We start from the raw sequence: 25,422 nt of genomic DNA on the forward strand, positions 1-25,422 counted from the left end.
AAATCCTCCTCACGGGGCGAAACGGGCGGACATGGCAGCGGGTCTGGGAAGGTCTGTGGGAGCAATCGGCCGGTTCACCATCAGTTTGCGCCTCCTCCTGGCGCTGACCCAGATGGCCGCGGTCGGCCTCGGTGGGGCGGTGCATGCCGTCACGCAGCTTTCGCGCACCGACACGACCTATACCCGCGTCCTGGAGCAGGAAGCGGCGGGCATGGTCCTCGTCACCCGCGCCGGGCTGCACGCCCATAATGATTCGCGTCTCCTGCAGAGCCTGTTCGTAGAACGGGACATGCCGGCGCGCCAGCGCATCCTGGGGGAGCGGGACAGGGCCCAGCGCCGCTTCCGCGACGCCATCGCCCGCGCGCAGGACGTCCTGCCGAAGGAAACCGCGGCGCTCGACGACATCGAGCGCCATTTCGAGACCATGTTCGATTCCGGCCAGCGTATCGAGGCGGCGCTGCTGGCCGGCGAGGATGAGCGGGCCCTTCGCATGCTGCAGGAGGAACGGCTTCCGGCCTTCGAGTCCTTCCGCCGTGTGGCCCAGACCGAGGTGGCCCGCCTGCACCGCCGCATGGACGAGATCTCGGAGGAAGCGACGCGCAAGGCCGAGCGGGCTTGGCAGGTCACCCTGCTCACCGCCGTGCTGGCGGTGCTGCTCGCCCTGTTCCTCGCCGCTTGGCTGCTGCGCCGGACCGTCATCGCTCCGCTCGACGCCGTGGCGGCGCGGATGCGCGCCCTGGAGGCGGGGGATGACCGCGCCCCGGTGCCGGGCCAGGAGCGCGCGGACGAGATCGGCCGCATGGCACGGGCCCTGGAAAGCTTCCGCCTCGCCGCCATCGAGCGGCGGCGCCTGGGGCACGAGGCGCGCACCGACGCGCTGACCGGCCTCCTCAACCGCCGGGCGCTGCTGGAAACGCTGGAAACCCTGGCGGGCGGGGCCACGCCCCTGCTGGCGATCGCGATCGACCTCGACCACTTCAAGCAGGCCAACGACACCCACGGCCACGCCACGGGCGACGCGCTGCTGCGGGCGGTGGCGCAGCGCATCCGCGCCGCGCTGCGCGCGGGCGACATCGCCGGGCGGCTGGGCGGCGACGAGTTCGTGGTGATCCTGGCCGGCACGGACGAGGCAGCGGAAGCGGTGGCGCATCGCCTGCGCGACACGCTGAACGGCCCGGTGGAGATCGAGGGGCGCCTGCTGCGCCTTGGCGCCACGCTGGGCATCGCGGCGCTGCCGCGCGACGCGGGGACGCCGGCCGGGCTGCTGGAAGCCGCGGACCAGGCGCTGATCCGCGCCAAGCGGATCGGGCGCGGCGGGGTCGGTCGCGCCGCTGCCCGCGCCGGCTGAGCCGTCAGGCGATCTGGAGCTCCTGCAGCGACGCTTCCAGTTCCGCGAAGGAGGGCATCAGGGCGGAGGGGACGACCTTGCGCCCCGCCTCCACGCTCACTTGCGGGGCGTTGCCGTGCAGATGCGCGACGATGACGGCGCGGATCACTTCGTAGAAGGCGCTTTCCTCCTCCACGATGCCCTTCAGCCGCGCCGCCATGGGGCCCATCAGCCCATAGGCCAACAGCACCCCCAGAAAGGTGCCGACCAGCGCGCCGCCGATCATCTTGCCCAGCACGGCCGGCGGCTGGTCGATGGAGCCCATGGTCTTGATGACGCCCAGCACCGCCGCGACGATGCCCAGCGCCGGCAGCGCGTCGGCGATGTTCTGCATGGCGTGGGAGGGGTGCATCTCCTCCTCCTTCAGCTTCTTCAGCTCCCGCGCGATGATGTCCTCCAGCTGGTGCGGGTCGTCGGCGTTCATGCCGACCATGCGCAGGTAGTCGCAGATCAGCACGGCGGCGTGGTGGTCCTGGAGGATCCGCGGGAATTTCTGGAAGGCGGCGCTTTCCCCCGGCTTCTCGATATGCGGCTCCAGCGCCATGGCGCCCTTGGTCTGGGCGAGGCGCACGAAATAGTAGAGCAGCGACAGCAGCGCGGCGTAGTCCTCCTTTCGGTAGCGCGCGCCCTTGAGGACCTTCCCGAAGGCGCCGGCCGTGTGCTTCACGTCGTGCATCGAGTTGGCCATCAGGAAGGCGCCCACCGCCGCCCCGCCGATCATCATCATCTCGAAGGGCAGGGAGCCGATGATGATGGCGAACTGGCCCCCGGCAATCGTGTAGCCGCCGAACACCATGATGAGGAGAAAGGCGAAGCCGAGCAGCGTGGTCATCGCGGCGCCTCCGCCTGGCGCAGCAGGGTGATCGCGACGCGGCGATTGGCCGCCGCCCCCGGCTGGTCGCGCAACAGCGGCTCGCGGTCCGCATGGCCGCTGACATGGGCGAGGCGCGTCTCGGGCAGCCCCGCCTCCGTCAGCAGGCGCCGCGCCGCATTGGCCCGTTCCGCCGCCAAGTCCCAGTTGGAGCGCCCGCCGCCGCGGAAGGGCGCGCTGTCCGTGTGGCCGGAAACGGAAACCGGGTTGGGGAGGCGCAGCGCCGCCTGGGCGACGGCGCGGATCGCGGCCCGCGCCCGCTCGCTCGGCGCGGCGTTGCCGGTGCTGAACATGGGCTGGCCGTCGGCTTCCAGAAGCTGGATGCGCAGCCCCTCCGGCGTCACCTCCACCAGGAACTGGCCGGCGGCGGCGGAAAGGCTGGGGTCGTCTCGCAGCGTGTCCCGCAGTGCCGCCGCCGCCTCCTGCAGCGCGGCCTCCTCCCGCCGCGCCAGCTCGGCGCGCAGCGCGGCGTCGGTGAGGCGGGCGGCGTCGCTCTCCCCCTCGGGGCCGGGCAGGACGCGGCCGAGCTCCGCGCCGCCGGGCGCAGCCATGCGCGGCGGCGGGGTTTCCTCCTCGCCGCGCGGACCCTCGCGGCGGGCGAAGGGCTCAGCAGGGGTAGGGCTGTCATCCTCCTCCTCCAGGTCGGCAAGGATCGGGCGCGGGCCGCGCTCCACCCGGATCGCCCCGGTTTCGGAGGCCATGCGCCCGGCCGCGTGCGGGGTGGAGCCGCCAAAGGGCTGGCCGGTGCCGGACACGCCATTGGACAGGGCATGCGTCGGGTTGAAGTAGTCGGCGAGGCCGCGCCGCTGCTCCTCCGTCGTGGCGTTCAGCAGCCACATGAGCAGGAAGAAGGCCATCATGGCGGTGACGAAATCCGCATAGGCCACCTTCCAGGCGCCGCCGTGATGGCCGTGCCCGCCCTCCTCGATCCGCCGGAGGACGATGGTGCCGCCCCCCGCGCCCTTCCGCTTCGCCACGCCGGTCCCCGTCTCTGCCCGGCGCCATACTGGGCCAGCCCCGTTACCGAAGCCTGAAGCGCAGCGGCGGCGGCGCCCGTGCGTTCTGTCCGCACCGCACCACCCCGCCATGCGCCCCGCGTAGGGCCGCCCTGACGGGGGAGTTGCGGACTTGCCAGGGGCTTCCAGGCAGCCTAGAGCGCCCGGCACTTCCGTGATAACGCGATGCCGCCCGGGGCTGGACCGGGTGGCCAGCACAGGACGCGGCGCACCCCTCCCACTGTGAATCCGGGGGGCGGCCCCGGCAGCAGGAGACCGAGCGAAATGAGCGAGACCGCCGAGAAGGTGAAGAAGATCGTGGTGGAGCACCTGGGCGTCGAGGAGGCCAAGGTCACCCCCGAGGCTTCCTTCATCGACGACCTGGGCGCCGACAGCCTGGACACGGTCGAGCTGGTGATGGCCTTCGAGGAGGCCTTTGGCGTGGAGATCCCGGACGACGCGGCGGAGAAGATCCAGACCGTGAAGGACGCGATCGACTTCATCGAGAAGTCGCAGGCTTCGGCCTGACGCACGGGAACTGACGGGGGGAAAGGATGTTCGCTCAGGGGCTCGCGCCGCGGCGCGTCGTCGTCACCGGAATGGGGATCGTCAGCCCGCTCGGGCTCGGCGTTGACCATGTCTGGAAGCGGCTCGTCGCCGGCGAAAGCGGCATCGGGCCGATCACCCACTTCGACGTGAAGGACCTGCCCGCGAAGATCGCGGGCCAGGTGCCGGAAGGGAAGAAGGACGAGGGCGGCCTGGACCTGGGCGAATGGATCCCCGTCAAGGACCAGAAGAAGATGGACCGCTTCATCCAGCTCGCCTGGGTGGCGGCGGAGGAAGCGATCCAGGATTCGGGCTGGATGCCGGAGGACGAGCCCTCGCGCATCGCCACCGGCGTGATGATCGGCTCGGGCATCGGGGGGCTGGAAACGATCCAGGAAGCCTCGACCCTGGTGGCGGCGGGGCGCACGCGCCGCCTGTCGCCCTTCTTCATCCCCTCGGCCCTGGTGAACCTCGCTTCCGGCCAGGTCTCCATCAAGTACGGCTTCAAGGGCCCGAACCATTCCGCCGTGACGGCCTGCGCAACCGGCGTGCACGCCATCGGCGACGCGGCGCGGCTGATCGCGCTGAGCGATGCGGACGTGATGGTCGCCGGCGGTGCCGAGGCGGCGATCTGCGAGCTGGGCATCGGCGGCTTCTGTGCCGCCCGCGCCCTGTCCACCGCCTTCAACGACGACCCCGCCGCGGCATCCCGTCCCTGGGACAAGGACCGCGACGGCTTCGTGATGGGCGAGGGCGCCGGCGTCCTCGTGCTGGAGGAGCTGGAGCACGCCAAGGCGCGCGGCGCGAAGATCTACGCCGAAGTCGTCGGCTACGGCATTTCCGGCGACGCGCACCACATCACCTCCCCGGCCGAGGATGGCGATGGCGGGTTCCGCGCCATGCAATCCGCCCTGCGCTCCGCCGGGCTGGCGCCGGGCGACATCCAGTACGTCAACGCTCACGGCACCTCGACCCCCATGGGCGACGACATCGAGCTGTCCGCCGTGGAGCGCCTGTTCGGCGAGGACGGCAAGACCATCGCCATGTCTTCCACCAAGTCGGCGGTCGGGCACCTGCTGGGCGCGGCGGGCGCGGTGGAGGCGATCTTCTCCATCCAGGCGATCCGCGACAACGTGGCCCCGCCCACGCTGAACCTCGACAGCCCTTCGCGCGAGACGGTGATCGACCGCGTGGCCAAGGAGGCGCAGCAGCGGCCCATCGAGGTGGCGCTGTCCAACTCCTTCGGCTTCGGCGGCACCAATGCTTCGGTGATCTTCCGCCAAGCGCCGTGACTTTTCCCCCTCTCGGGCGCTAATGCGCCCGAGATGCGACGCTTCCTCAAGCTCATGGTTGTGGCCCTCGCCCTGCTCGCGGTGGCGGGCGGCGCGGCTGCCTGGTTCGCGTGGCGCGAGGCCAGCGCCCCGGGACCCCTCGCGGAACAAGCCAACATCGTGATCCCGCGCGGCGGGGTGGAGGCGATCGCCGCCACCCTGGCCGAGCGCGGCGCGGTGAATTCGCCGCGGCTCTTCGCCCTGGCGGCACTGGCGACGCGCGGCGAGGGGCCGCTGCGCGCCGCGGAGTTCACTATCCCGGCCGGCGCCTCCATCCGCGACATCCTTTCCATCCTGCGCCAGGGGCGGCCGGTGCAGCGCCGCCTCACCATTGCCGAGGGGCTGACGGCGCGGCAGGTCGCCGCCCTGCTGGAGCGCACGGAGGGCCTGTCCGGCGAGGTGCCGACGATCAACGAGGGCGCGCTGCTGCCCGAAACCTACAGCTTCACCCTAAACGACAGCCGCGCCGCGATCGTCCGCCGCGCCACAACCGCGATGGACGCGGCGCTGGAGGAGGCGTGGAACGACCGCGCGCCCAACCTGCCGCTGAACTCGGCGCGGGAGGCGCTGATCCTCGCCTCCATCGTCGAGCGCGAGACGGGGGTGGCGGCGGAGCGCGGGCGGGTGGCCGGGGTGTTCATCAACCGGCTGCGGCGCGGCATGCCACTGCAATCCGACCCCACCGTGGCCTATGGCGCGGGCAACGGGATGCCCATGGACCGGCCGCTCTCCCGCGCCGACCTGGACCAGCAACACCCCTACAACACCTACCGCAACCGCGGCCTGCCGCCCGGCCCCATCGCCATGCCAGGCCGCGCCTCCATCGAGGCCGTCACCCGGCCCGAGGCGACGGATTTCATCTATTTCGTCGCCGATGGCACGGGCGGCCACGCCTTCGCCCGCACGCTGGAGGAGCACAACCGGAACGTGGCGCGCTGGCGCGCACTGAATCGTTGATGCTCTCAACGCGGCGGCTGAAAGCCGCCGCTACGCCGGGCGCCGTCTCCGGCGGCTTGGCTCCGCCGCGGCACGGGTGCGCTGGCTGAGCCGATGGTCTGGCGGCGCCGGCCGCGTTTGCAGCCGGATCCTGTATCGGTGCGCCCAGCTCATAGATCCGCGCTGGCTGCGGCCCTGTCCGTCAGGACAGCCCCGACATCTCCTCCACCAGCCGCCCCAGCGCCACCACGTCCTCGCCTCCCGCGCCGCGCTCCACCAGCATTTCCAGCAGGGGCAGTGCCATGGCCGTGGCCGGGGCGAAGGTGCCGGTGTCCTTCACCGCCTCGGCGGCGAGGCGCAGATCCTTCAGCATCAGCTCCGCCCGGAAGCCAGGGGTGAACTTGCGGTCCAGCAGGCGCTTGGCGTGGTTGCGCAGGACGGCGCTGTCAGCGGAGCCACCCATCAGCGCCTCGCGCATCGCCAGGGGGTCCAGCCCCGCCTTGCGCCCCATGCTCAACGCTTCCGCCACGGCGACGAGGCTGGCGCAGATCATCAGCTGGTTCGCCGACTTGCACACCTGCCCCGCGCCCGAGGGGCCGAGGCGGGTGATCGTCTTGCCCACCGCCGCGAAAAAGGGCTGCGCCGCCGCGAAGGCGGCCTCGTCGCCGCCCACCATGCAGGTCAGCGTGCCGTCGATGGCGCCCTGCGGACCGCCGCTCACCGGGCTGTCCAGGAGGATGGCGCCGCGCTCGGCCATGAGGCGCTCGGCGAAGCCGCGCGTCGCCGCGGCGGAGATGGTGGAGAAATCCACCACCACTGTGCCGCGCTCCACCCCCTCGGCGATGCCACCGGGGCCGAACAGTGCCGCCTCCACGTCCGGCGTGTCGGGCACGCAAAGCCCGACCACGGCCGCGCCGCGCGCCGCCTCCGCCCCCGTGCCGCACAGCCGCGCGGAAAGCCCCTCGGCCTTGGACGGGGTGCGGGAGGAGACGGCGAGGTCGAAGCCCGCCTTCGCGATGTTGGCGGCCATGGCACGGCCCATGACGCCGAGCCCGACAAAGGCCGCCCGTGCGGGCGGGGTGATGGCTTGCATGGAGGTTCCTTTCAGGCGCGGCGCAGCGCGGCGCGGATGCTGTCCAGCAGGTTGTCCATCGCCGCCTGGAAGGCGGGGCCGTCGGCATAGCCATCCGCCTCGCCGGCCCGTTCCAGGAAGCGCTGCCAGATCGGGGTGGCGATGGCCTGCTTCATGCGGTCATGGTGGAAGGCCGTGATCTCCGGCGTCAATCCAGGCGGGCCGACCCAGCCCTTCATGTTCTCCGCCACGACGTTCCAGCCCAGCTCGCGCAGCGTCGGCGCGTCGGGATAGGCAGGCAGGCGCTCGGGCGAGGCGACGGCAAGGACGCGCAGCTCCCCGCCATCCACGAGGCCGCGCATCTCCTCCGGCGCCGCCACGGACACGTCCACCTGCCCGGCCACGACGGCCTGCAAGGACGGCCCGCCGCCGGTGAAGGGAACGTGCAGCATCTCCACCCCCGCCGCGCGGCCCAGCAGCAGGAAGATGGAGTGCGACAGCGTCCCCACCCCGGCCGAGGCGTGGGAAACGGCATCGGGCCGCGCCTTTGCCGCCTCGATCACCTGCCGCATGTCGGTGAACCGGCCGCCGCGCGCCTTGGTGACGATGAACTGCCCGTGCCGCGTCAGGCGGATGATGGGGGTGAAGCCGGTTTTGGGGTCATAGGGCACGTCGCGATGCGCGGGGACGGAGGTGCTTTCTGAGCCGCCGGCCAGCAGCATCGTGTGGCCGTCCGGCGCGGCGCGCGACACCTGCTCGGCGGCCAGGGCGCCGCCCGCGCCGGGCCGGTTCACCACCACGAGGGGCACGGGATAGAGCGGCGCGGCGGCCTCGGCGATCGTGCGGGCGATCACGTCCGAGCCGCCGCCCGGCGCGAAGCCGGCGACGAGCTGGATGGGGCGCGTGGGCGCCCAGCCGGGCTGGGCGCGGCCAAGGGCGGGCAGGGCAAGGGTCAGCAGCGCCGCGCGGCGGGCGATGAGCATGGACGTGGCCTCCGGTGTTTTGCCGGAAGCCTAGCCGTGGAGCGGCGCGCCACGCCAGCGCAGGCGACAGGAGCAGAACGTGACCGCATCAAAGGAGCATCCGGCCGCAACGCGGCCGGCGCGCCCAGGCGGACCGTGCAATCAGTGCAACCGAAGCGGCGCGAAAGCCAAGCCGGCGCCCGGCGTAGCGGCGGCCAAAGGCCGCCGCGTTGAGGGCACATAAAACCCTTAGCCGCTTTCAGCGGCTCGGGACAGGCGGGTCCTGCGAGTAGTCGTAGAAGCCCTTGCCGGTCTTGCGGCCGTACCACCCGGCCTCGACATACTTCACCAGCAGCGGGCAGGGCCGGTACTTCGAGTCCGACAGCCCGTCATACAGCACCTGCATGATGCTCAGGCAGGTATCCAGCCCGATGAAGTCGGCCAGTTCCAGCGGCCCCATCGGATGGTTCGCGCCCAGCTTCATCGCGGTGTCGATGGAGCGGATGTCGCCCACGCCCTCATAGAGGGCATAGACGGCCTCGTTGATCATCGGCACCAGGATGCGGTTGACGATGAAGGCCGGGAAGTCCTCGGCCACCGCCGTCTGTTTGCCCAGCTTCTTCGCCAGCGCGTCCACCGCGCGGAAGGTCGGCTCGTCCGTGGCAATACCGCGGATGATCTCCACCAGCTTCATGACCGGAACCGGATTCATGAAGTGCATCCCGATGAACTTCTCGGGACGGTCGGTGGAAGCGCCGAGCCGCGTGATGGAGATGCTGCTGGTGTTGGAAGCCACCATCGCCGTGGGCTTGAGGTGCGGGCAGAGCGCCTTGAACACCTCGCGCTTGACCGCTTCCTTCTCGGTCGCGGCCTCGACCACGAAATCCGTCTCGCCGAACGAGGCGTAGTCCGTGGAGGTGGTGATGCGGCCCAGCGCCGCGTCGCGATCCTCCGCCGTGATCAGCCTGCGGCCGATCTGGCGTTCCATGTTCTTCGCGATGGTGCCGAGCGCCTTGTCCAACGCGGCGGGGTTGATGTCCACCATGGCGACCGGCAGCCCGGCCAGCGCCGCGACATGCGCGATGCCGTTGCCCATCTGCCCGGCGCCGATGATGCCCAGCGAGGCGATCTCCGGCACCTCGACCACGGAATCGGGGAGGGTGGCGACGCGGATCGTCATGCGGTTTCTCCCTGGCGCGCAGCCGCCACGCCAACCCTACGCGCCATCACTTGGCGAGTTCCGCCTCGAGTTCCGGCAGCACCTTGAACAGGTCGCCCACCAGGCCGTAATCGGCCACCTGGAAGATCGGCGCCTCCTCGTCCTTGTTGATGGCGACGATCACCTTGCTGTCCTTCATGCCGGCGAGGTGCTGGATGGCGCCGGAGATGCCGATGGCGATGTACAGGTCGGGCGCCACGATCTTGCCGGTCTGGCCCACCTGGTGGTCATTCGGCGCGTAGCCCGCATCCACCGCCGCGCGCGAGGCGCCGACCGCGGCGCCGAGCTTGTCGGCCACCTTCTCGATGAGGTGGAAGTTCTCGGCCGAGCCCATGGCGCGGCCGCCGGAGACCACGATGCGCGCCGCCGTCAGCTCCGGCCGCTCGCTCTTGCTCACCTCAGCGCCTACGAAGGAGGACTTCGCCTCGCCCGCCACGGCCGCGACGTTCTCGACCGGGGCGGAGCCGCCCGTGGCCGCCACCGGGTCGAAGGAGGCGGCGCGCACGGTCAGCACCTTCTTCGGGTCGGCGGACTTCACCGTGGCGAGGGCGTTGCCGGCATAGATGGGCCGCACGAAGGTGTCGGCATCCACCACGCCCGAGATGTCGGAGATGGGCTGCACGTCCAGCAGCGCGGCGACGCGCGGCATCACGTTCTTGCCCGCCGCCGAGGCGGGGGCCACGAGGTGCGAGTAGTTTGGCGCCAGCGACACCAGCAGCGCCGCCACCGGCTCGGCCAGGCGATGCGCGAGCGCGGCGTCCTCGGCCAGCAGCACCTTGGCGACGGAGGGGAGGGCGGCGGCGGATTGGGCGACGGCGGCAGCGCCCTCGCCCAGCACCAACACGTGCACCTCGCCCAGCTTCGCGGCGGCCGCGACGGCGGAGCGCGTGGGCTGGGAAACGGCCGACCCGTCGTGGTCGGCGAGCAGCAGGACCGCCATGGTCAGATCACCTTCGCTTCGTTGCGGAGCTTCTCGACCAGCTCCTGGACACTGCCGACCTTGGCGCCGGCCTGGCGCTTCGCCGGCTCCTCCACGCGCAGCACGGACAGGCGCGGCGTCGGATCCACGCCGAGATCGGCGGGCTTCACCGTCTCGATCGGCTTCTTGCGCGCCTTCATGATGTTGGGCAGCGAGGCGTAGCGCGGCTCGTTCAACCGGAGGTCGGCCGTAACCACCGCCGGCAGGGCGAGCTTCACGGTCTCGAGCCCGCCATCCACCTCGCGCGTCACCGTCGCTTCCTGGCCGGCGATCTCGACCTTGGAGGCGAAGGTGCCCTGGGGCCAGCCGAGCAGCGCCGCCAGCATCTGGCCGGTGGCGTTCATGTCGTCGTCGATGGCCTGCTTGCCCATCACCACCAGGGTGGGGCCTTCCTTCTCGACCAGGGCCTTCAGGATCTTGGCGACCGCGATCGGCTCCAGCACGCCGTCATGCTCGACCAGGATGCCGCGATCGGCGCCCATGGCCAGCGCGGTGCGGATCTGCTCCTGCGCAGCCTGCGGCCCGGCGGAGACGGCGATGATCTCCGTCGCCGCGCCCTTTTCCTTGAGGCGCACGGCTTCTTCCACCGCGATCTCATCGAAGGGGTTCATGGACATCTTCACGTTCGCCGTCTCGACGCCCGTGTTGTCGGCCTTGACCCGGACCTTGACGTTGTAGTCGACCACCCGCTTGACGGGGACGAGAAGCTTCATGGGGCCGTTCCGCCTTTTTGCTGCGCTGCCGCGAGATTGTGCGGCCGGACCCTAGACTTCGCCCCCTTTCAGGGCAAGGGCCGCCCGACCGAAGCGTCGGCCGGCGCGTGCCGGCGGGGCAGGAGGCGCAGCACCCCGATCACCACTGCCCCCACGAGAAGCCCCACCACGGCGGAGCCGGCGGCATGGACCAGCCACTCCGCCACGGGGCCCCCGGCGGGCAGCATCCCCGCCAGCGCCACGCCCCAGTCATGCAGCAGGTGCGAGGGCGCACCGATCCCGTATTCCTCCAGCCCATGGAGGATGATGCCGCCGCCCACCCAGATCATCGCCGCCGTGCCCACCCAGCCCAGCAGGCGCAGGAGCTTGGGCATGGCCCCGGCGATGGCGCAGCCGAGGCGCCGTCCCGCCGCGCTGGCGCCGGGACGCGTCGCGAGGTGCAGGCCGAAATCATCGGCCTTCACGATCAGCGCCACCGCGCCATAGACCGCGACGGTGATGCCGACCCCGACCACGGCCAGCACCGCCGCCTGGGTCCAGAAGCCCGAGGGCGGGATGGCGGCCAGGGTGATGGCCATGATCTCGGCGGACAGGATGAAGTCGGTGCGGACCGCGTCCGACACCTTGCGGTCCTCGAAGGCGGCGACCTCGCCCGGCGCCACGGGCACCGCCTCGGCCTTGGCCTCGGCGTGGGGGAACAGCGCCTCGTGCAGCTTCTCCGCCCCTTCGAAGCTCAGATAGGCGCCGCCCAGCATCAGCAGCGGCGTGATGGCCCAAGGCGCGAAAAAGGACAGGGCCAGGGCGGCGGGCAGCAGGATCAACAGCTTGTTGCGCAGCGAGCCGAGGGCGATGCGCCAGATCACCGGCAATTCCCGTGCCGGGGAGAAGCCCGTGACGTAGCGCGGGGTGACGGCGGCGTCGTCGATCACCACGCCGGCCGCCTTGGCCCCCGCCTTGCCGGCCATGGCGGCCACGTCGTCCACCGAGGCGGCGGCCGCCTTGGCCAGCGTCGCGACATCGTCCAGCAGGGCGAGCAATCCGGTGGCCATGCGCCTTTCTCCTCGACCATCCCGAACCGTGCAGGATCGGAATGGTTGGGTGGCGAATCAGTCCCTGCCGAAACCGCCCACCAGCTCGGCGATGCGCGCCGGGTCGCTCTGCTCCATCACGCGCCGGGCGAAGCGCGCGCAATCGTCGATGTCCAGCCCGCGCACCGCCTGCTTCACCCGCGGGATGGCGGAGGCGTTCATGGACAGCGCCCGGATGCCGAGGCCGAGCAGCAGCGGCACCAAGGATGGGTTGCCCGCCATCTCGCCGCAGACGGAGCACGGCATGCGCAGCCGCAGCGCCGCCTCCGTGGCGAACTGCACCAGCCGCAGCACCGCCGGGTGCAGCGGGTCATAGAGATGGGCGACATCCGCCTCCGCCCGGTCCACCGCGAGGGTGTACATGGCGAGGTCGTTGGTGCCGATGGCGAAGAAATCCGCCTCCAGCGCGATGGCGTCGGCGGCGAGGGCCGCGCCCGGCGTCTCGATCATGGCGCCCAGCGGCGGCAGCTTCTCCGGCAGGGCCTCGCCCCGGCGGCGGAGGCGCTTCGCCACGCGCTCATAGATGTCGCGGGCCGCCGCCACCTCGCTCGGCACGGTGACCATGGGCAGCAGGATGCGGACCTTGCCCATCGCGGAGACGCGGAGGATGGCGGCGAACTGCTCCTCCAACAGCTCCGGGCGCTTCAGCAGCAGGCGGATGCCGCGCAGCCCCAGCGCCGGGTTCGTCCCGGTGGAAACGGGCACGCCCTGGGCCAGTGCCTCCATGTCCTTCTCGCCGCCCCAGTCGAGCACGCGGATGGTGACGCAGTGCCCCGCCATGGCCTCCACGACCGAGCGGTAGGCCGCGACCTGGGCGTCCTCGTCCGGCAGGTCCTCGCGGTTCATGAACAGGAACTCGGTCCGCAGGAGGCCGATCCCCTCTGCCCCGGCCTGGTGGATCAGCGGCAGCTCGGCCGGGATCTCCAGATTGGCCTGGAGTTCGACCCTCTCGCCATCCGTGGTTTCGGCGGGAAGGGATCGCAGGCGGCCCAGGCGGGATTTCTCGCGCGCCTGGGCGGAAAGGCCCTCCTTCGCGGTGGCGAGGGAGTCCGTGTTCGGGTGGAGAAGAATGAAGCCGGCGCGCCCGTCGAGCACGGCCGCGTCGCCGCGCCGCGCCGCCTCGGTCAGGCCGTGGCAGCCCAGCACGGCGGGGATGCCCAGGGCGCGCAGCATGATGGCGGTGTGCCCGTCCGCGCCGCCCTCCTCCGTCGCCACACCGACGACGCGCCCCGGCTCCAGCAGCGCGGCATCGGCGGGGGTCAGCTCGTCCGTGACGAGGATGGCGCCCGACGGCACCTCCTTCAGGGAGCGGAAGGGCGTGGCGGTGAGGTTGCGGACCAAGCGGCGCGCGATCTCCCGCACCTCGTAGGCGCGGCGGGTCAGCCCCTGCTTGTCGTCGTCCTTGGCGGCGAGGATGGTGGCGGCGATCGCCTCCGCCTCGTCCGACACGGCCGTCTCGGCGGCCAGGAGTTCCTCGCCGATGCGGCGGCGCGCGTTCCGCAGCAGCCGCGAATTGCCGAGCATGAGGATGTAGGCGTCGAGCAGCGGCTCCAGCTCTTCCTTCGCCTCCTCGGGCAGCACGGAAAGCCGGGTCTTCAGCTTGCCGACCTGCTTGCGGGAAAAGGCGGCAGCCTCGTTCAGCCGCAGGCGCTCGCTTTCCACCTCGCCCTCGGCGACCGAGCGGCGCGGCGCCTCGGCCGGCGCCTCGGTGAGGTCGTAGACGGGGGCGATGGCAATGCCAGGCGAGACGGCGATGCCATGAAAACGGCGCTCCGCCGGCGCCTTGAGGCCGCGGCCCTTGCGCGGGGACTCGCCCCGGGAGTCGGCCTTGGTGAGGGTTTCCGCCTTCTCAGTCTTCATGGAAGCCGGCTTCCACCAGCCCGGCCACCGCTTCCAGCGCTTCCTTCGCGTCCCAGCCTTCGGCCTCGATCACGATCTCGCTCCCCTTGCCGGCACCCAGCATCATCAGCCCCATGATGGAGCAGGCCGGCACGGTTTGTCCCCCCCTCGAGACGTTCATGCAGGCGGAATATCGCTCCGCCAGCGCCACCAGCTTGGCGGCGGCGCGGGCATGGAGGCCGCGCGCGTTCACGATGGGCACGGCGCGGCGCAGGACGAGGCCGCCGCCCTCGCCGCAGCTGATGCAGGAAGACGATTCCGCCTGAGGCAGCGAAACGGGGGTGGAGGGGCTGTCCTCCTCGCCGGGCCACTCGTTCACGACGCGCCGTTCCCAGAAATGCGGGCCGGCAGCGGCGCCATGTCGGCGGCGCCGTTCGGCAGCTCGCAGGCGGCGGCGAGGTATTTGCGCCCGGCGCGCGCAGCGTGCTCCACCGCCTCCATCAGCGGCTCCGACCCGCGGATCTTCGCCAGCTTGACCAGCAGGGGCAGGTTCACCCCCGCAATCACCTCCACCTTGCGGTGGTCGGCCAGCGACAGGGCGAGGTTGGAAGGGGTGCCGCCGAGGATGTCGGTCAGGATGACGACGCCGTCGCCCTGATCCACCTCGGCGATGCGGCCGCGGATGTCGGCGCGCCGCCCCTCCATGTCGTCCTCGGGGCCGATGCACACCGTCGCCACCCCTTCCTGCGGGCCGACCACGTGCTCCATGGCGTGGCGCAGTTCAAGCGCCAGCCGCCCATGGGTCACCAGGACCAGGCCAATCATGAAGGCATTGCTCGTGAATGGGACATGGAAGGGTTTGTCGGGGCCTCCTGGCCCTGGGAGTCGGACGGAGTGGGGGCCGCAGGTTCGGCCGGGGCGTGGATATGGGGCACCGGGTCCAATTCCCGATGCGCGGAATCCGCGCGCCAGCCCCGCCGGCGGAGGTGATCGGCCAAAGCCTCGGTCAGGAAGACAGAACGATGACGCCCCCCCGTACAGCCGAGGGCGATGGTCAGATATTTCTTCCCCTCCGCCACATAGCGCGGCAGCAGGGGGTCGAGGAAGCCTGTTAGGCGTTCCCAGAAGCCGGGGAAATCCGGGTCGGCACGTACGTAGTCCCCCACCGCCGGGTCCAGGCCGGTCAGCGGCCGCAGCAGTGGCTCGTAATGCGGGTTCTGGAGGAAGCGCAGGTCGAAGACGAGGTCCGCCTCGCGCGGGAGGCCGCGCGGAAAGGAAAAGGACTGCACGAGAACCGAAAGCCCCGGCGTCCCTTCCGGCCGGAACCGCGCCTCGATGATCTGGCGCAGCCGGAAGATCGGCAGGCCCGACGTGTCCACCACGAGGTCGGCCGCGTCGCGCAGCGGGGCCAGCAGCGCCGCCTCGCGCGCGATGCCGTCCTGCACGCGGCTGCCTAGGGGGCCGCCCGGCGCCAGGGGGTGGCGGCGCCGCGTTTCCGTGAAGCGGCGCAGCAGCACCGCATCCTCCGCCGTGGCGAAGACCAGCGAGACGGCGAGGCCGGGCCGGGCGCGCAGCCGCTCCAGCACCGCCAGCGCCTCGCCCGGCTCGAAGCCGCGGGTGCGGGTGTCGATGCCGGCGGCCAGCGGGTTGGCCCCGTCCTCCACCAGCCCTTCCAGGATGGAAAGGGGCGGGTTGTCCACCGTCTCGAAGCCCAGGTCTTCCAGCACGCGGAGGATGGTGGCGCGGCCGGCGCCGGAAAGCCCGGTCACCAGCACGAAGGGACGGGGCGCGGTCACGCCGCCAGCGCCCCCGCGACCATGCCGAGGCGCCCGCGCGCGACATCCAGCGCGGCGCGCAGCCGCGCGGGGGCCGAGGCGGCACGCCCGTCCAGAGCGACGAGGGGCAGCCGCACCCCGTCCGCCTCCCAGGTTTCCGGGCTGGGCAGGCGGGGGATCGCCTCCTCCGGCTGGAGTCGCGCCACGAGGTGCAGCGGCGCCTCCGCCCAGGCGAGGCCGGACACGAGGCCGAGCCCGCGCAGCTCCAGCATTCCCGCCAGGGCAGGGGGCGGCGCGGCCAGCAGCGCGTCGCCCGAGCGGCGCAGCGCCACCTGGTCATCGGCCACGAGGCGCCAGCCGCCTTCGAGCAGGCGCAGGACAAGATCGGATTTTCCGCTTCCAGGCGGGGCGAGGAGCAAGATCCCTTCCCCGTCCAGAGCGACGGCGCTTCCGTGCAAAGTCATTCCGAATGTCCAGAAGTTTGGACTGTCCCGAATATGGCAGGATTGGGGCTTGCGCGGAAGGGACCGGCGGTTGCACCCGGTGGGCATGACTCTTCCGAACCGCGACTCCGTCTCCGCCGCCCATCGCCTGATCGAGGGCGATATCCGGCGCACCCCAGTGATGTCCTTGCCTGGCCTCGGCGTGCTGAAGCTGGAACACACGCAGCTTTCCGGCTCCTTCAAGGCACGCGGCGCCTTTCACTGCCTGCGCGCGGCGGGGGCGGGCGCGGCAGGCGTGATCGCGGCCTCCGGCGGCAATCACGGCGCGGCGGTGGCGGCGGCTGCGCAGAGCCTCGGCGTCACGGCCGAGATCTTCGTCCCGGCGATCAGCGCCCAGGCCAAGCAGGCGCTGATCCGCTCCTTCGGCGCCCGGCTCGTGGTGGGCGGCGCCGCCTATGACGAGGCGCGCGAGGCCGCCGAGCGCCGCGCCGCCGAAACCGGGGCCCTCACCATCCACGCCTATGACCAGCCGGAGGTGATCGCCGGCCAGGGCACTGCGGCGCGCGAATGGGAGGAGCAGTCGCCCGGACTTTCGCATCTCCTCATCGCCGTGGGCGGCGGCGGGCTCATCGGCGGCTTCGCCGCCTGGCATGCGGAGTCCGGCCCCACGCTGATCGCGGTGGAGCCGGAGGGCTGCCCCACCCTGGCCGAGGCCCTCCAGGCCGGGCGGCCCGTCCCCGCCCCGGTGGGCGGCGTCGCGGCGGACAGCCTGGGCGCGCGACAGGTGGGGGCGCTGATGTTCCCGCTCGTGGCGCGGCTGCACGCCGCCGGGCGCCTCCAGAGCATCCTCGTCCCCGACGCGGCGATCCGCGAGGCGCAGCGCCGCCTTTGGGCCGAGGCGCGGCTGCTGGTCGAGCCGGGCGGGGCCTCGGCCCTGGCCGCGCTGCTGTCCGGCCGCTGGATGCCACCTGAGGACGCGCGGCCCGGAATCCTGCTCTGCGGCGGCAACACCGACCCGGCGAGCCTTGCCGCGTGAGCCGGGTGGAGCGGCTGGAAGCGCTGCTGAAGGAGAACCGGCTGGAGGAGGCGGTGACCCTGGCCGCCGAGTCCGCCCGCGCCGCCCCGCGCGACCCGGAAACGCACAACGCCCTGGGCGTGGTGCTGGCCCGGGCCGGCCGCTACCCGGAGGCGGAGCGGTGCTACCGCGCTGCGCTGCGCCTCGACCCCCGGCGCGGCCCGATCTGGAGCAATCTGGGCAACACCCTCACCGCGCAGGGGCGGGATGCGACGGCGGTGGCGGCGCAGCGCCGCGCCGTTTCCCTGGAGCCGCGGAACGGCACCGCCTTCTACAACCTCGCCACCACGCTGACCCGCGCCGAGCGGCACGGGGAGGCGATCCCGGAATACGAGGAGGCGCTGCGGCTGGGCCACCCCCAGGCCGCCTGGAACCTCGCCCGCGCGCGGCTGGCGGCGGGCGACCTGCGCCGCGGCTTCGCGGAGTACGAATGCCGCCTCACCACCGGCCTCGTCCCCGACCGGCCGCGCCCCGGCGCCCGCTGGGACGGTTCGCGCTTCGAGGGAAAGACGCTGCTGCTGCTCACCGAGCAGGGCTTCGGCGACACAATCTGGATCCTGCGCTACCTGACCTGGGTGCGCGAGCGCGGCGGGCACGTCGTCCTGGAGGCGAAGCCCGAGCTTGCCGCGCTGGCGGCGCCGCTGGTGGACGAGGTGGTCGCCCCCGGCGCCGAGGTGACGGCCGATCTGCACCTGCATGTCTGCTCGCTGCCCGGCCTGTTTTCGCCCCGGGTCGCGCCGCTGCCCCCGCTGCCGCCCGAGGAGGCGCGGCTGGAACGGCTGCGGCCGCACATGGCCGGGCCGGGGCTGAAGGTCGGGATCATCTGGTCTGGCTCCGTCACCTTCGGCTCCAACCATTGGCGCGCGGCGACGCTGGGGCGCTTCCTGGACGCCTTCCTGTGGCCGGGGGTGAGGCTGTTTTCCTTGCAGAAGGGCCCGCCCGAGGCGGAACTGGCGCAGCATCCCCAACGCGCCGCCGTGACCGACCTCGCGCCGCATCTGCGCGACTTCGCCGACACGGCGGCGGCGCTTTCGCTGCTTGATCTCGTGATCATGACCGACAGCGCGGTGGCGCATCTCGCGGGCACGACCAACCGGCCGGTCTGGGTGTTGCTGGGCCGCGCGCCGCATTGGCTTTGGCTGACGGGGCGGGAGGATTGCCCGTGGTATCCCTCCATGAGGCTGTTCCGCATGGCGCCGGGGCCGCTGGCCTGGGACGGGGTGTTCGACCGCGCCTCGGCGGCGCTGCTGGAGCGGGTGCCGGGCTAGAGGATGTTACGGACCTAGCCGGTGGTTGTAGCCATGGCAGATGCAGAAAGATGAGATAGGCCGAAAGCGATCATGACATTGCGCCGTGGGCGGTCTTCAGGCCTTCGCGGTGTTAGGGCGCGGATAGTCGCTTCTACTCCGCGTCGAGCGAGGCAGGCTTTGGCTCCCTCTTGATGCTCGGAGGCAGGCTGAGGGTAACTGCGATGCACCAGCAGCCAGGAGATCAAGCCTCCTGTCGCACCCCTCGCAAGCCTGCGCGTGCGATGGCCTCCGTGATCAGATTGCGCCGCTTCGCCTCACGTAGGAACTCGTTCAGCGGCGGCAACGCCGCCTCGTTTCCCTTCGGCACAGCGATCGCCATCTTCACGGCATTGAAGCGGCCCTCCAACACAAAGGCACCTGGCACCGCCTCGGCGATCCGGTGGCAGATGTGGATATTGTCGGCGTAGAGATCCGCCTGACCGCTGATCAGCGCATCGCGCGAGGGCGCGAACCCGCCGGGGATGCGGACCAGCATGGCCTGCCGAAGCGAGCGCGACAGGAAGGCATCAGGGGCAGACCCCTGCGCAACCGCGATGCGAATGCCCTCCCCATCGGCCTGCGCGGCTTGCCGGATCGTCCCGCCGGGGCGGGCGACAAAGCCGCCATCCACCTCCATGAAGGGCTCGCTGAAGGACAGCACCGCCTCCCTTGCCGGATCACGCGCCGCCAGCCCGACATCCCACTCTCCCTTGCCGATGCTCTCGTTGTACCGGGCGGGGTTCGCATAAGGCACGATCTGCAGCGGCACACTCAGATGCTCCGCCAGGGCCCGCGCGAGATCGACGGTGACCCCGCCCGGGCTTCCATCGGGACCCATGGTCACCAGCACAGGGTTCGAGGTGATGATCGCGGCGCGCAACCGGCCGCCCGGCGCGACCGCCGCGCCTGGCTGCGGCGCCTGCGCATGAAGCAGGGTTGGGACCGGCAGGCCCGGGAGCGCCAAAAGCAAGCGACGCGAAAGGCCCCCCGCCCAGTCGGACTTGGCGGCGGTGGAGATTGGTCGCATCTGACTTCTCCTGCGGGACGGACGCAGCCCATCAAGATTGCGTCGCCTCGGTGCCACGAATCAACAAGCTCTTTGGTCGCTGGGCAAAGGTCAGAGGTACGAACCGACTTGCCCCCGCGCACAACCACCGGTCAGGTCCGTCCCACCCTCTAGATCGGCAGTTCCGCCGTCGCCTTCACCTCCTCCATCACCGCGAAGGTATGCGTCTCGCGCACGCCGGGCAGGGCGAGCAGCACCTCGGCCAGGAAGCGGCGATAGGCGGCCATGTCCTCCACCCGCGTCTTCAGCAGGTAGTCGAAGCCGCCCGCCACCATGTGGCATTCCAGCACCTCCGGCGCGCGGCGCACCGCCTGGGCGAAGCTTTCGAACACGTCCGGCGTCGTCCGTTCCAGCCGCACCTCGATGAAGACCAGGAGGCCGCGCCCGAGCAGGGCCGGGTTCAGCCGCGCGCCGAAGCCCAGCACAAAGCCGTCGCGCTGGAGCCGCCTGAGCCGGTCGGAGGTGGCGGTGGCGCCCAGCCCGACGCGCTCCGCCAGTTCGGACAGGCTGATCCGCCCTTCCTTCTGCAACAGGCGCAGGATGCGTCGGTCCGTCTCGTCGATCATGCGTGGCTTTCCCGGTGAGCCGGCATCCTTGCCGGATCTTCCCCGCTTCGTCAGCGCACGAAAGGGGATGAAGCCCGCCCGGCCCCGGTTCAGTTTGGGGAGGACACCGCACTGGACCTGCCATGGACCTCGCCCCCGCCCCGGAATTCGCGCCGGGCCTGCCTGCTCCCTACGCCCCGCCGCAGGACGCCGCCCTCGGGCCGCTGCGTGAAGCCTTGATGCGCCTGCCGCCCGAGCGCGAGGCGGCAGTGGACGCCCTGGCCACCCGCCTCATAGAGGCGGTGCGCACGGGCAGCGGCCTGGGCGGGGTGGAGGAGCTGCTGCGCCAATACGCGCTCGACACGCGCGAGGGGCTGGCGCTGATGGTGCTGGCGGAATCCCTGCTGCGCGTGCCCGATGCCGAGACGGCAGACCGGCTGATCGAGGACCGGCTCGGCTCCGCCGATTTCGCGCATCCGCGCACCGGCGGCACCTGGCTGGGCGATGCCTCGGCCTGGGCGCTGGGCCTGTCCGTGCGCGTCATCCGCCCGGGCGAGACGCCGGAGGGGGTGCTGGCCGCGCTGGGCCGGCGCATCGGCCTGCCCGCCTTGCGCACCGCCACGCGCCAGGCGGTGAAGCTGCTGGGCGGACATTTCGTGCTGGGCCAGACTATCGGGGAGGCGCTGGGCCGCGCCGCCTCGCCCGCCGGACGCGCCTTCCGCCATTCCTTCGACATGCTGGGCGAGGGCGCGCGCACGGCGGAGGATGCGCGGCGCTACGAGCGCTCCTACGCCGAGGCCATCGAGGCGATCGGCCGCGCCGCCGGCAACCAGCCCCTGCCGGCGCGGCCGGGCATCTCGGTGAAGCTCTCGGCGCTGCATCCGCGCTTCGTCGCCACCGCCCGCCCGCGCGTCCTGCGCGAATTGGTGCCGGTGCTGAACCGGCTGATGCGCGCCGCCCGTGCCCACGAGCTGAACTTCACCGTGGATGCGGAGGAGCAGGACCGGCTGGAACTCTCGCTGGAGGTGATGGAGCGGGCGCTGGAGGATCCGTCCCTCGCCGGTTGGGACGGGTTCGGCCTCGCCGTGCAGGCCTACGGCAAGCGCGCCATGGCGGTGCTCGATTGGGCGGAGGCGCTGGCGGAGCGGTTGGACCGGCGGCTGATGGTCCGCTTGGTGAAGGGCGCCTACTGGGACACGGAGGTGAAGCGCGCGCAGGAGCGTGGGCTGGACGGCTACCCGGTCTGGACGCGCAAGCCCGCCACCGATCTCGCCTACATGGCCTGTGCCGCGCGGATGCTCGGGATGCGCCCGCGGGTCTTCGCACAATTCGCCACCCACAACGCGCTGACCGTCGCCGCCATCCTCCAGCGCGCGGGGGACGCGGAGGGGTTCGAGTTCCAGCGCCTGCACGGCATGGGCGACGCGCTCTATGCCAAGCTGCGCAAGCTGCGCCCCGAGGTGGCGGTGCGCACCTATGCGCCGGTGGGCGGCCATGCCGACCTTCTCGCCTACCTGGTGCGGCGCCTACTGGAGAACGGCGCCAACTCCTCCTTCGTGTCGCTCGCCGCCGACCCCGCCGTGCCGGTGGAGCGGCTGCTGCAGCGCCCCGAGGCGGCGCTGGCGAGCGATGGCGGTCCCACCCTGCCCCTGCCGCGCGACCTGTACGGCGACCGCCCCAATTCGCGCGGCGTGGAGTTCGGCCACGCCGCGACGCTGCGCCGCCTGGCCGAGGGGGTGCGGCGCGAGGAGGGGCCCTGGCACGCCGCGCCGTTGGTGGACGGGCAGCTCCTGCCCGGCGCGATGCGCGAGCTGCGCGACCCCGCGACCGGGCGCGTCATCGGCACGGTGACCGAATCCGCCGAGGCGGCCTCGCGCGCCATGGCGGCGGCGCACGGCTTCGCCCCGCGCTGGGACCGCACCCCGGCCGACGAGCGCGCCGCGACCCTGGAGCGCGCGGCGGACCTGCTGGAAGCGGAGCGCGACGCCTTCCTCGCCCTCCTGGCGCGGGAGGGCGGCAAGACGCTGGAGGACGGCGTGGCCGAGATCCGCGAGGCGGCGGATTTCCTGCGCTTCTACGCCAATGGCGCGCGCCGCTTGTTCCGCCCGGAGGCGCTGCCCGGCCCGACGGGCGAAAGCAACGTGCTGATCCGGCATGGGCGCGGGGCGTGGCTCTGCATCTCGCCATGGAACTTCCCTCTGGCGATCTTCCTCGGCCAGGTGGCGGCGGCGCTGGCGGCTGGCAACGCGGTGGTGGCGAAGCCCGCCGAGCAGACGCCGCTGGTCGCCGCCCGCGCCGTGGCGCTGCTGCACCGCGCCGGAATCCCGGCGGGGGCGCTGCACCTCGTTCCCGGCGACGGGGCGGTGGGCGCGGCGCTGGTGGAGCACAGGCACGTCGCGGGCGTCGCCTTCACCGGCGGCACCGACACGGCCTGGCGCATCAACCGCGCCCTGGCAGCGAAGGACGGGCCCATCGTGCCTCTGATCGCCGAAACGGGCGGCATCAACGCCATGTTCGTGGACGCCACGGCCCTGCCGGAGCAGGTGGCGGATGATGTCTGCGCCAGCGCCTTCCGTTCCGCCGGACAGCGCTGCTCCGCCCTGCGCCTGCTTTGCGTGCAGGAGGACGTGGCGGACCGCATGCTGGCGATGATCGCCGGCGCGGCGCGCGAATTGGCGCTGGGCCACCCCGCCGACCCGCAGACCGAGATCGGCCCGGTCATCGACGCCGAGGCGCGCGAGCGCCTGCTGGCCCACATTGCGCGCATGCGCGGCGAGGCAAAGGTGGTGCTGGACGGCACGGCGCCGGAGGGCGGACACTTCGTCGCGCCGCACATCTTCGGAATCGCGCGGCCGGAGCATCTGCGCGAGGAGGTGTTCGGCCCCATCCTCCATGTCGTGCGCTGGCGCCGCGACGCACTGCGCGAGACGCTGGCCGGCGTGGCGGCGAGCGGCTTCGCGCTGACCCTCGGCGTGCAGAGCCGCAACGAAAGCTTCGCGCGGGAGGTGCTGGACGCGGTGCCGGCGGGCAACAGCTACGTCAACCGCTCCATGATCGGCGCGGTGGTGGGGACGCAGCCCTTTGGCGGCATGGGGCTGTCGGGCACGGGCCCCAAGGCGGGCGGGCCGGACTACCTGCGCCGCTTCGCGCTGGAGCGGGTGGAAACGGTGAACACCGCCGCGGCGGGCGGCAACGTGGCTCTGCTGGCGGGACGCGGGTAGGGACGTTTCCCGGCGCGACGTTCCGTGCCTAGCATCGCGCCGGAGGAACATGCTGATGACGTCACGCGCCGCTGGGGCCTTGCTCGGGCTTTCGCTTCTCGCAACCCCGGCCGCCGCGGAGGTCTTGCGCTTCGAACCCTCCGGCCCGCCGCTTCCGGTCTTCGAGGGGCGCGGCTTCGGCAACACCGGCGCCTATGAGCGCATCGCGGCGCGCGTCACCATCGCCCTCGACCCGGAGGAGGCGCGCAACGCCGGCATCGTCGACCTCGCCCTCGCGCCGCGCAACGCGCAGGGTCAGGTGGAGGCGGTGGCGGAGGCGGTGATCCTGCGTCCCGCCGACCCGTTCCGCGGCAACGGCACGCTGCTGGTGGAGGTGCCCAATCGTGGGCGCGAACTGGCCGGGCAGCTGTACCACGACGCGGCGGCGAACGACCTCATGCTCGGGCGCAATCCGGGCAACGGCTTCCTCCTGCGCCAGGGCTACACACTGGTCTGGGTGGGCTGGCAGAGCGACATCCCGCCCGGCGAGGGACGCGGCGCGGGCATCCGCATGGAAGCCCCCGTGGTGCCGGGCATCACCGCGCCCTCGCGCGAGGAGTTCCTGTTCGAGAATCGCACCAGCCCGGTCACCGCGACCCTCACCTATCCTGCCGCGCGACGGGAGGGCGCGACGCTCACGGTGCGTGCCCGGACGGAGGATGCGCGGCAGACGCCGCCCGGCCTGTCCTTCCGCTTCCTGGACGACCGCCGCATCGAGATCACGCGGCCCGAAGGCTTCGACGCCGCTGCCCTCTATGAATTCATCTACGAGGCGAAGGACTCGACGGTGCAGGGCATGGCCTTTGCCGCCTTTCGCGACATTGCCTCCTTCCTCCGCTGGGAGAAGGGACCGGAGAACCCGCTGGCGCGCGACGGGCGGGTGAGCGTGGACCGCGCCATCCTGCACGGCGTCTCGCAATCCGGCCGCGTGGTGCGCGACTTCCTCCATGGCGGCTTCAACGAGGACGAGGCGGGGCGGCGCGTCTACGATGCCATGCTGCCGCACATCCCGGGCACGCGGCGAAGCTACACCAACGCCCGCTTCGCCCAGCCCAGCCGCAACCCCACCCCGCATGGCGACCGCCACTACCCGGTGGACCAGTTCCCCTTCACCTATGCGGAGACGGAGGACCACCTGTCCGGCCGCCGCGACGGGCTGCTGCGCCGCTGCCGCACCTCCGGCACCTGCCCGGTCATCATGCAGACCGACAGCGAGTACGAGTTCTGGGGCGCGCGCGCCTCGCTTCTCGTCACCGACACGCGCGGCCGCCATCTCGACCTGCCGCCCGAGGTGCGCGCCTATGCGCTGACCGGGCATCCGCATTTCGCCCTCGCCTCCGCCGCCATGATCCGCAACGAGCGCTGCGCCCTGCCGGTGAACCCGCTCCAGGCCGGGGCGCCGCTGCGCGCCCTGCTGGTGGCCGCCGAGCGCTGGATGCGCGAGGGAGTGGAGCCGCCGGCCAGCCGATTCCCCATGCGCGCCCACGGCACGCTGGCCGCGCCGGAGGGGCTGTATGCCGCCATTCCCGGCCTCCCCTACACGGGCAGCCACGCGCCCGCGCAGCTCGTGGACAACACCGTGATGCCGCCCGCGGTGCGCGGCGAATACGCGGTGCTGCTGCCGCGTCCCGACGCGGACGGCAACGCGCTGGGCGGCATCCGCGTCCCGGCCATCGAGGCGCCGCGCGCCACCTATCTCGGCTGGAATCCGCGCGCCGAGGGGTTCGGCGCCGGGGCGCTGTGCACCAACACCGGCGGTGTCATGCCCTTCGTCGCGACGCGGGCGGAGCGCGAGGCGCAGGACGACCCGGGCCCCTCGCTGGAGGAGCGCTACCCGACGCCCGATTCCTATGTCGCGGCGGTGCGCGCGGCGGCTGAACGGCTGGTGGCGGAGCGCCTGCTGCTCCCGGAGGATGCGGAAGCCATGGCGGACGCGGCCACCGCCGGCACGCTGGACCGGTTGCGGCGCTGACCCATCGCCCTTGCGCCACCCCGCCGCTTCGCGGTGGAGTGGCGCGGAACGAACACGGA

General features: G+C 72.0%; 23 protein-coding genes. 8 read left to right on the forward strand and 15 right to left on the reverse strand.

Going from position 1 to position 25,422, the window contains the following annotated elements; translation table 11 throughout:
• Positions 1-55: 55 nt before the first annotated feature.
• Positions 56-1,348 carry a GGDEF domain-containing protein gene (locus OF850_RS23700; protein ID WP_301590880.1) on the forward strand — a complete coding sequence of 431 codons (1,293 nt, stop codon included), beginning with the start codon at positions 56-58 and terminating at the stop codon, positions 1,346-1,348.
• 4 nt (positions 1,349-1,352) lie between these two features.
• Here OF850_RS23700 and motA read toward each other — a convergent pair whose 3' ends face one another.
• Positions 1,353-2,219 (reverse strand): flagellar motor stator protein MotA, encoded by an 867-nt coding sequence (motA, locus tag OF850_RS14050; protein WP_301590882.1) that lies wholly within the window; start codon positions 2,217-2,219, stop codon positions 1,353-1,355.
• Positions 2,216-3,235: a flagellar motor protein MotB gene (locus OF850_RS14055; RefSeq protein WP_301590884.1), complete on the reverse strand. Its 1,020-nt coding sequence runs from the start codon at positions 3,233-3,235 to the stop codon at positions 2,216-2,218. Before OF850_RS14055 ends, motA begins: the two co-directional genes overlap by 4 nt.
• A gap of 303 nt (positions 3,236-3,538) precedes the next feature.
• On the opposite strand from OF850_RS14055, the gene OF850_RS14060 reads away from it, so the two are divergent.
• Genes OF850_RS14060 through mltG form a run of 3 tightly spaced genes read left to right on the forward strand, consistent with a single transcriptional unit; the run spans position 3,539 to position 6,087 of the window.
• Positions 3,539-3,781, forward strand: coding sequence for an acyl carrier protein (locus OF850_RS14060; protein WP_207537957.1), 243 nt, complete (start codon positions 3,539-3,541; stop codon positions 3,779-3,781).
• A 26-nt stretch (positions 3,782-3,807) separates the two neighbouring features.
• Positions 3,808-5,091, forward strand: a complete 1,284-nt coding sequence (gene fabF, locus OF850_RS14065) for a beta-ketoacyl-ACP synthase II (protein ID WP_301590887.1) — start codon at positions 3,808-3,810, stop codon at positions 5,089-5,091.
• Positions 5,092-5,124: 33 nt separating this feature from the next.
• Positions 5,125-6,087, forward strand: coding sequence for an endolytic transglycosylase MltG (gene mltG / locus OF850_RS14070; RefSeq protein ID WP_301590888.1), 963 nt, complete (start codon positions 5,125-5,127; stop codon positions 6,085-6,087).
• 181 nt (positions 6,088-6,268) lie between these two features.
• On the opposite strand, the gene OF850_RS14075 is transcribed toward mltG, so the two are convergent.
• From OF850_RS14075 to OF850_RS14125, 11 genes are all read right to left on the reverse strand, one after another.
• Complete coding sequence (locus OF850_RS14075; protein ID WP_301590890.1) at positions 6,269-7,159, reverse strand: NAD(P)-dependent oxidoreductase; 891 nt, start codon at positions 7,157-7,159, stop codon at positions 6,269-6,271.
• An 11-nt stretch (positions 7,160-7,170) separates the two neighbouring features.
• Positions 7,171-8,121 carry a tripartite tricarboxylate transporter substrate binding protein gene (locus OF850_RS14080; protein ID WP_301590891.1) on the reverse strand — a complete coding sequence of 317 codons (951 nt, stop codon included), beginning with the start codon at positions 8,119-8,121 and terminating at the stop codon, positions 7,171-7,173.
• 238 nt (positions 8,122-8,359) lie between these two features.
• A complete protein-coding gene (locus tag OF850_RS14085) occupies positions 8,360-9,280 on the reverse strand; it encodes a 3-hydroxybutyryl-CoA dehydrogenase (RefSeq protein ID WP_301590892.1) in 921 nt (306 codons plus the stop codon).
• A gap of 46 nt (positions 9,281-9,326) precedes the next feature.
• Positions 9,327-10,259 (reverse strand): electron transfer flavoprotein subunit alpha/FixB family protein, encoded by a 933-nt coding sequence (locus OF850_RS14090; protein ID WP_301590893.1) that lies wholly within the window; start codon positions 10,257-10,259, stop codon positions 9,327-9,329.
• A 2-nt stretch (positions 10,260-10,261) separates the two neighbouring features.
• The gene (locus OF850_RS14095; RefSeq protein ID WP_301590894.1) at positions 10,262-11,011 is read right to left on the reverse strand and encodes an electron transfer flavoprotein subunit beta/FixA family protein; all 750 of its coding nucleotides are present in this window, start codon (positions 11,009-11,011) and stop codon (positions 10,262-10,264) included.
• Positions 11,012-11,079: 68 nt separating this feature from the next.
• Positions 11,080-12,060, reverse strand: a complete 981-nt coding sequence (locus OF850_RS14100; protein WP_301590895.1) for a DUF808 domain-containing protein — start codon at positions 12,058-12,060, stop codon at positions 11,080-11,082.
• Between the two features lie 57 nt (positions 12,061-12,117).
• Positions 12,118-13,959 (reverse strand): phosphoenolpyruvate--protein phosphotransferase, encoded by a 1,842-nt coding sequence (gene ptsP / locus OF850_RS14105; RefSeq protein WP_301590896.1) that lies wholly within the window; start codon positions 13,957-13,959, stop codon positions 12,118-12,120.
• On the reverse strand, positions 13,949-14,242 hold the full coding sequence (locus OF850_RS14110) for an HPr family phosphocarrier protein (RefSeq protein WP_301591013.1): 294 nt from the start codon (positions 14,240-14,242) through the stop codon (positions 13,949-13,951). The genes ptsP and OF850_RS14110 overlap by 11 nt, the downstream gene beginning before the upstream one ends.
• 71 nt (positions 14,243-14,313) lie before the next feature.
• The gene (locus OF850_RS14115; protein WP_301590897.1) at positions 14,314-14,763 is read right to left on the reverse strand and encodes a PTS sugar transporter subunit IIA; all 450 of its coding nucleotides are present in this window, start codon (positions 14,761-14,763) and stop codon (positions 14,314-14,316) included.
• Positions 14,760-15,734, reverse strand: a complete 975-nt coding sequence (gene rapZ, locus OF850_RS14120; RefSeq protein ID WP_301590898.1) for an RNase adapter RapZ — start codon at positions 15,732-15,734, stop codon at positions 14,760-14,762. The genes OF850_RS14115 and rapZ overlap by 4 nt, the downstream gene beginning before the upstream one ends.
• Positions 15,731-16,177 carry an HPr kinase/phosphorylase gene (locus OF850_RS14125; RefSeq protein WP_301590899.1) on the reverse strand — a complete coding sequence of 149 codons (447 nt, stop codon included), beginning with the start codon at positions 16,175-16,177 and terminating at the stop codon, positions 15,731-15,733. Before OF850_RS14125 ends, rapZ begins: the two co-directional genes overlap by 4 nt.
• Positions 16,178-16,262: 85 nt before the next feature.
• On the opposite strand from OF850_RS14125, the gene OF850_RS14130 reads away from it, so the two are divergent.
• Complete coding sequence (locus OF850_RS14130; protein WP_301590900.1) at positions 16,263-17,192, forward strand: serine/threonine dehydratase; 930 nt, start codon at positions 16,263-16,265, stop codon at positions 17,190-17,192.
• A complete protein-coding gene (locus tag OF850_RS14135) occupies positions 17,189-18,499 on the forward strand; it encodes a tetratricopeptide repeat protein (protein WP_301590902.1) in 1,311 nt (436 codons plus the stop codon). The genes OF850_RS14130 and OF850_RS14135 overlap by 4 nt, the downstream gene beginning before the upstream one ends.
• A gap of 223 nt (positions 18,500-18,722) precedes the next feature.
• Here the strand turns inward: OF850_RS14135 and OF850_RS14140 are convergent, their stop codons facing one another.
• Complete coding sequence (locus tag OF850_RS14140; protein WP_301590903.1) at positions 18,723-19,547, reverse strand: transporter substrate-binding domain-containing protein; 825 nt, start codon at positions 19,545-19,547, stop codon at positions 18,723-18,725.
• Positions 19,548-19,696: 149 nt separating this feature from the next.
• On the reverse strand, positions 19,697-20,152 hold the full coding sequence (locus OF850_RS14145) for an Lrp/AsnC ligand binding domain-containing protein (protein ID WP_301590904.1): 456 nt from the start codon (positions 20,150-20,152) through the stop codon (positions 19,697-19,699).
• Positions 20,153-20,274: 122 nt separating this feature from the next.
• Between OF850_RS14145 and putA the strand changes: the two genes are divergently transcribed.
• Together putA and OF850_RS14155 are read left to right on the forward strand one after the other, a co-directional pair.
• A complete protein-coding gene (gene putA / locus OF850_RS14150; RefSeq protein ID WP_301590905.1) occupies positions 20,275-23,352 on the forward strand; it encodes a bifunctional proline dehydrogenase/L-glutamate gamma-semialdehyde dehydrogenase PutA in 3,078 nt (1,025 codons plus the stop codon).
• A 55-nt stretch (positions 23,353-23,407) separates the two neighbouring features.
• Complete coding sequence (locus tag OF850_RS14155; RefSeq protein ID WP_301590906.1) at positions 23,408-25,363, forward strand: alpha/beta hydrolase domain-containing protein; 1,956 nt, start codon at positions 23,408-23,410, stop codon at positions 25,361-25,363.
• The last annotated feature ends 59 nt before the right edge of the window (positions 25,364-25,422 follow it).

Origin of the sequence: Sabulicella glaciei (genome assembly GCF_026183895.1) — a bacterium.
GTDB lineage: Bacteria > Pseudomonadota > Alphaproteobacteria > Acetobacterales > Acetobacteraceae > Roseococcus > Roseococcus glaciei.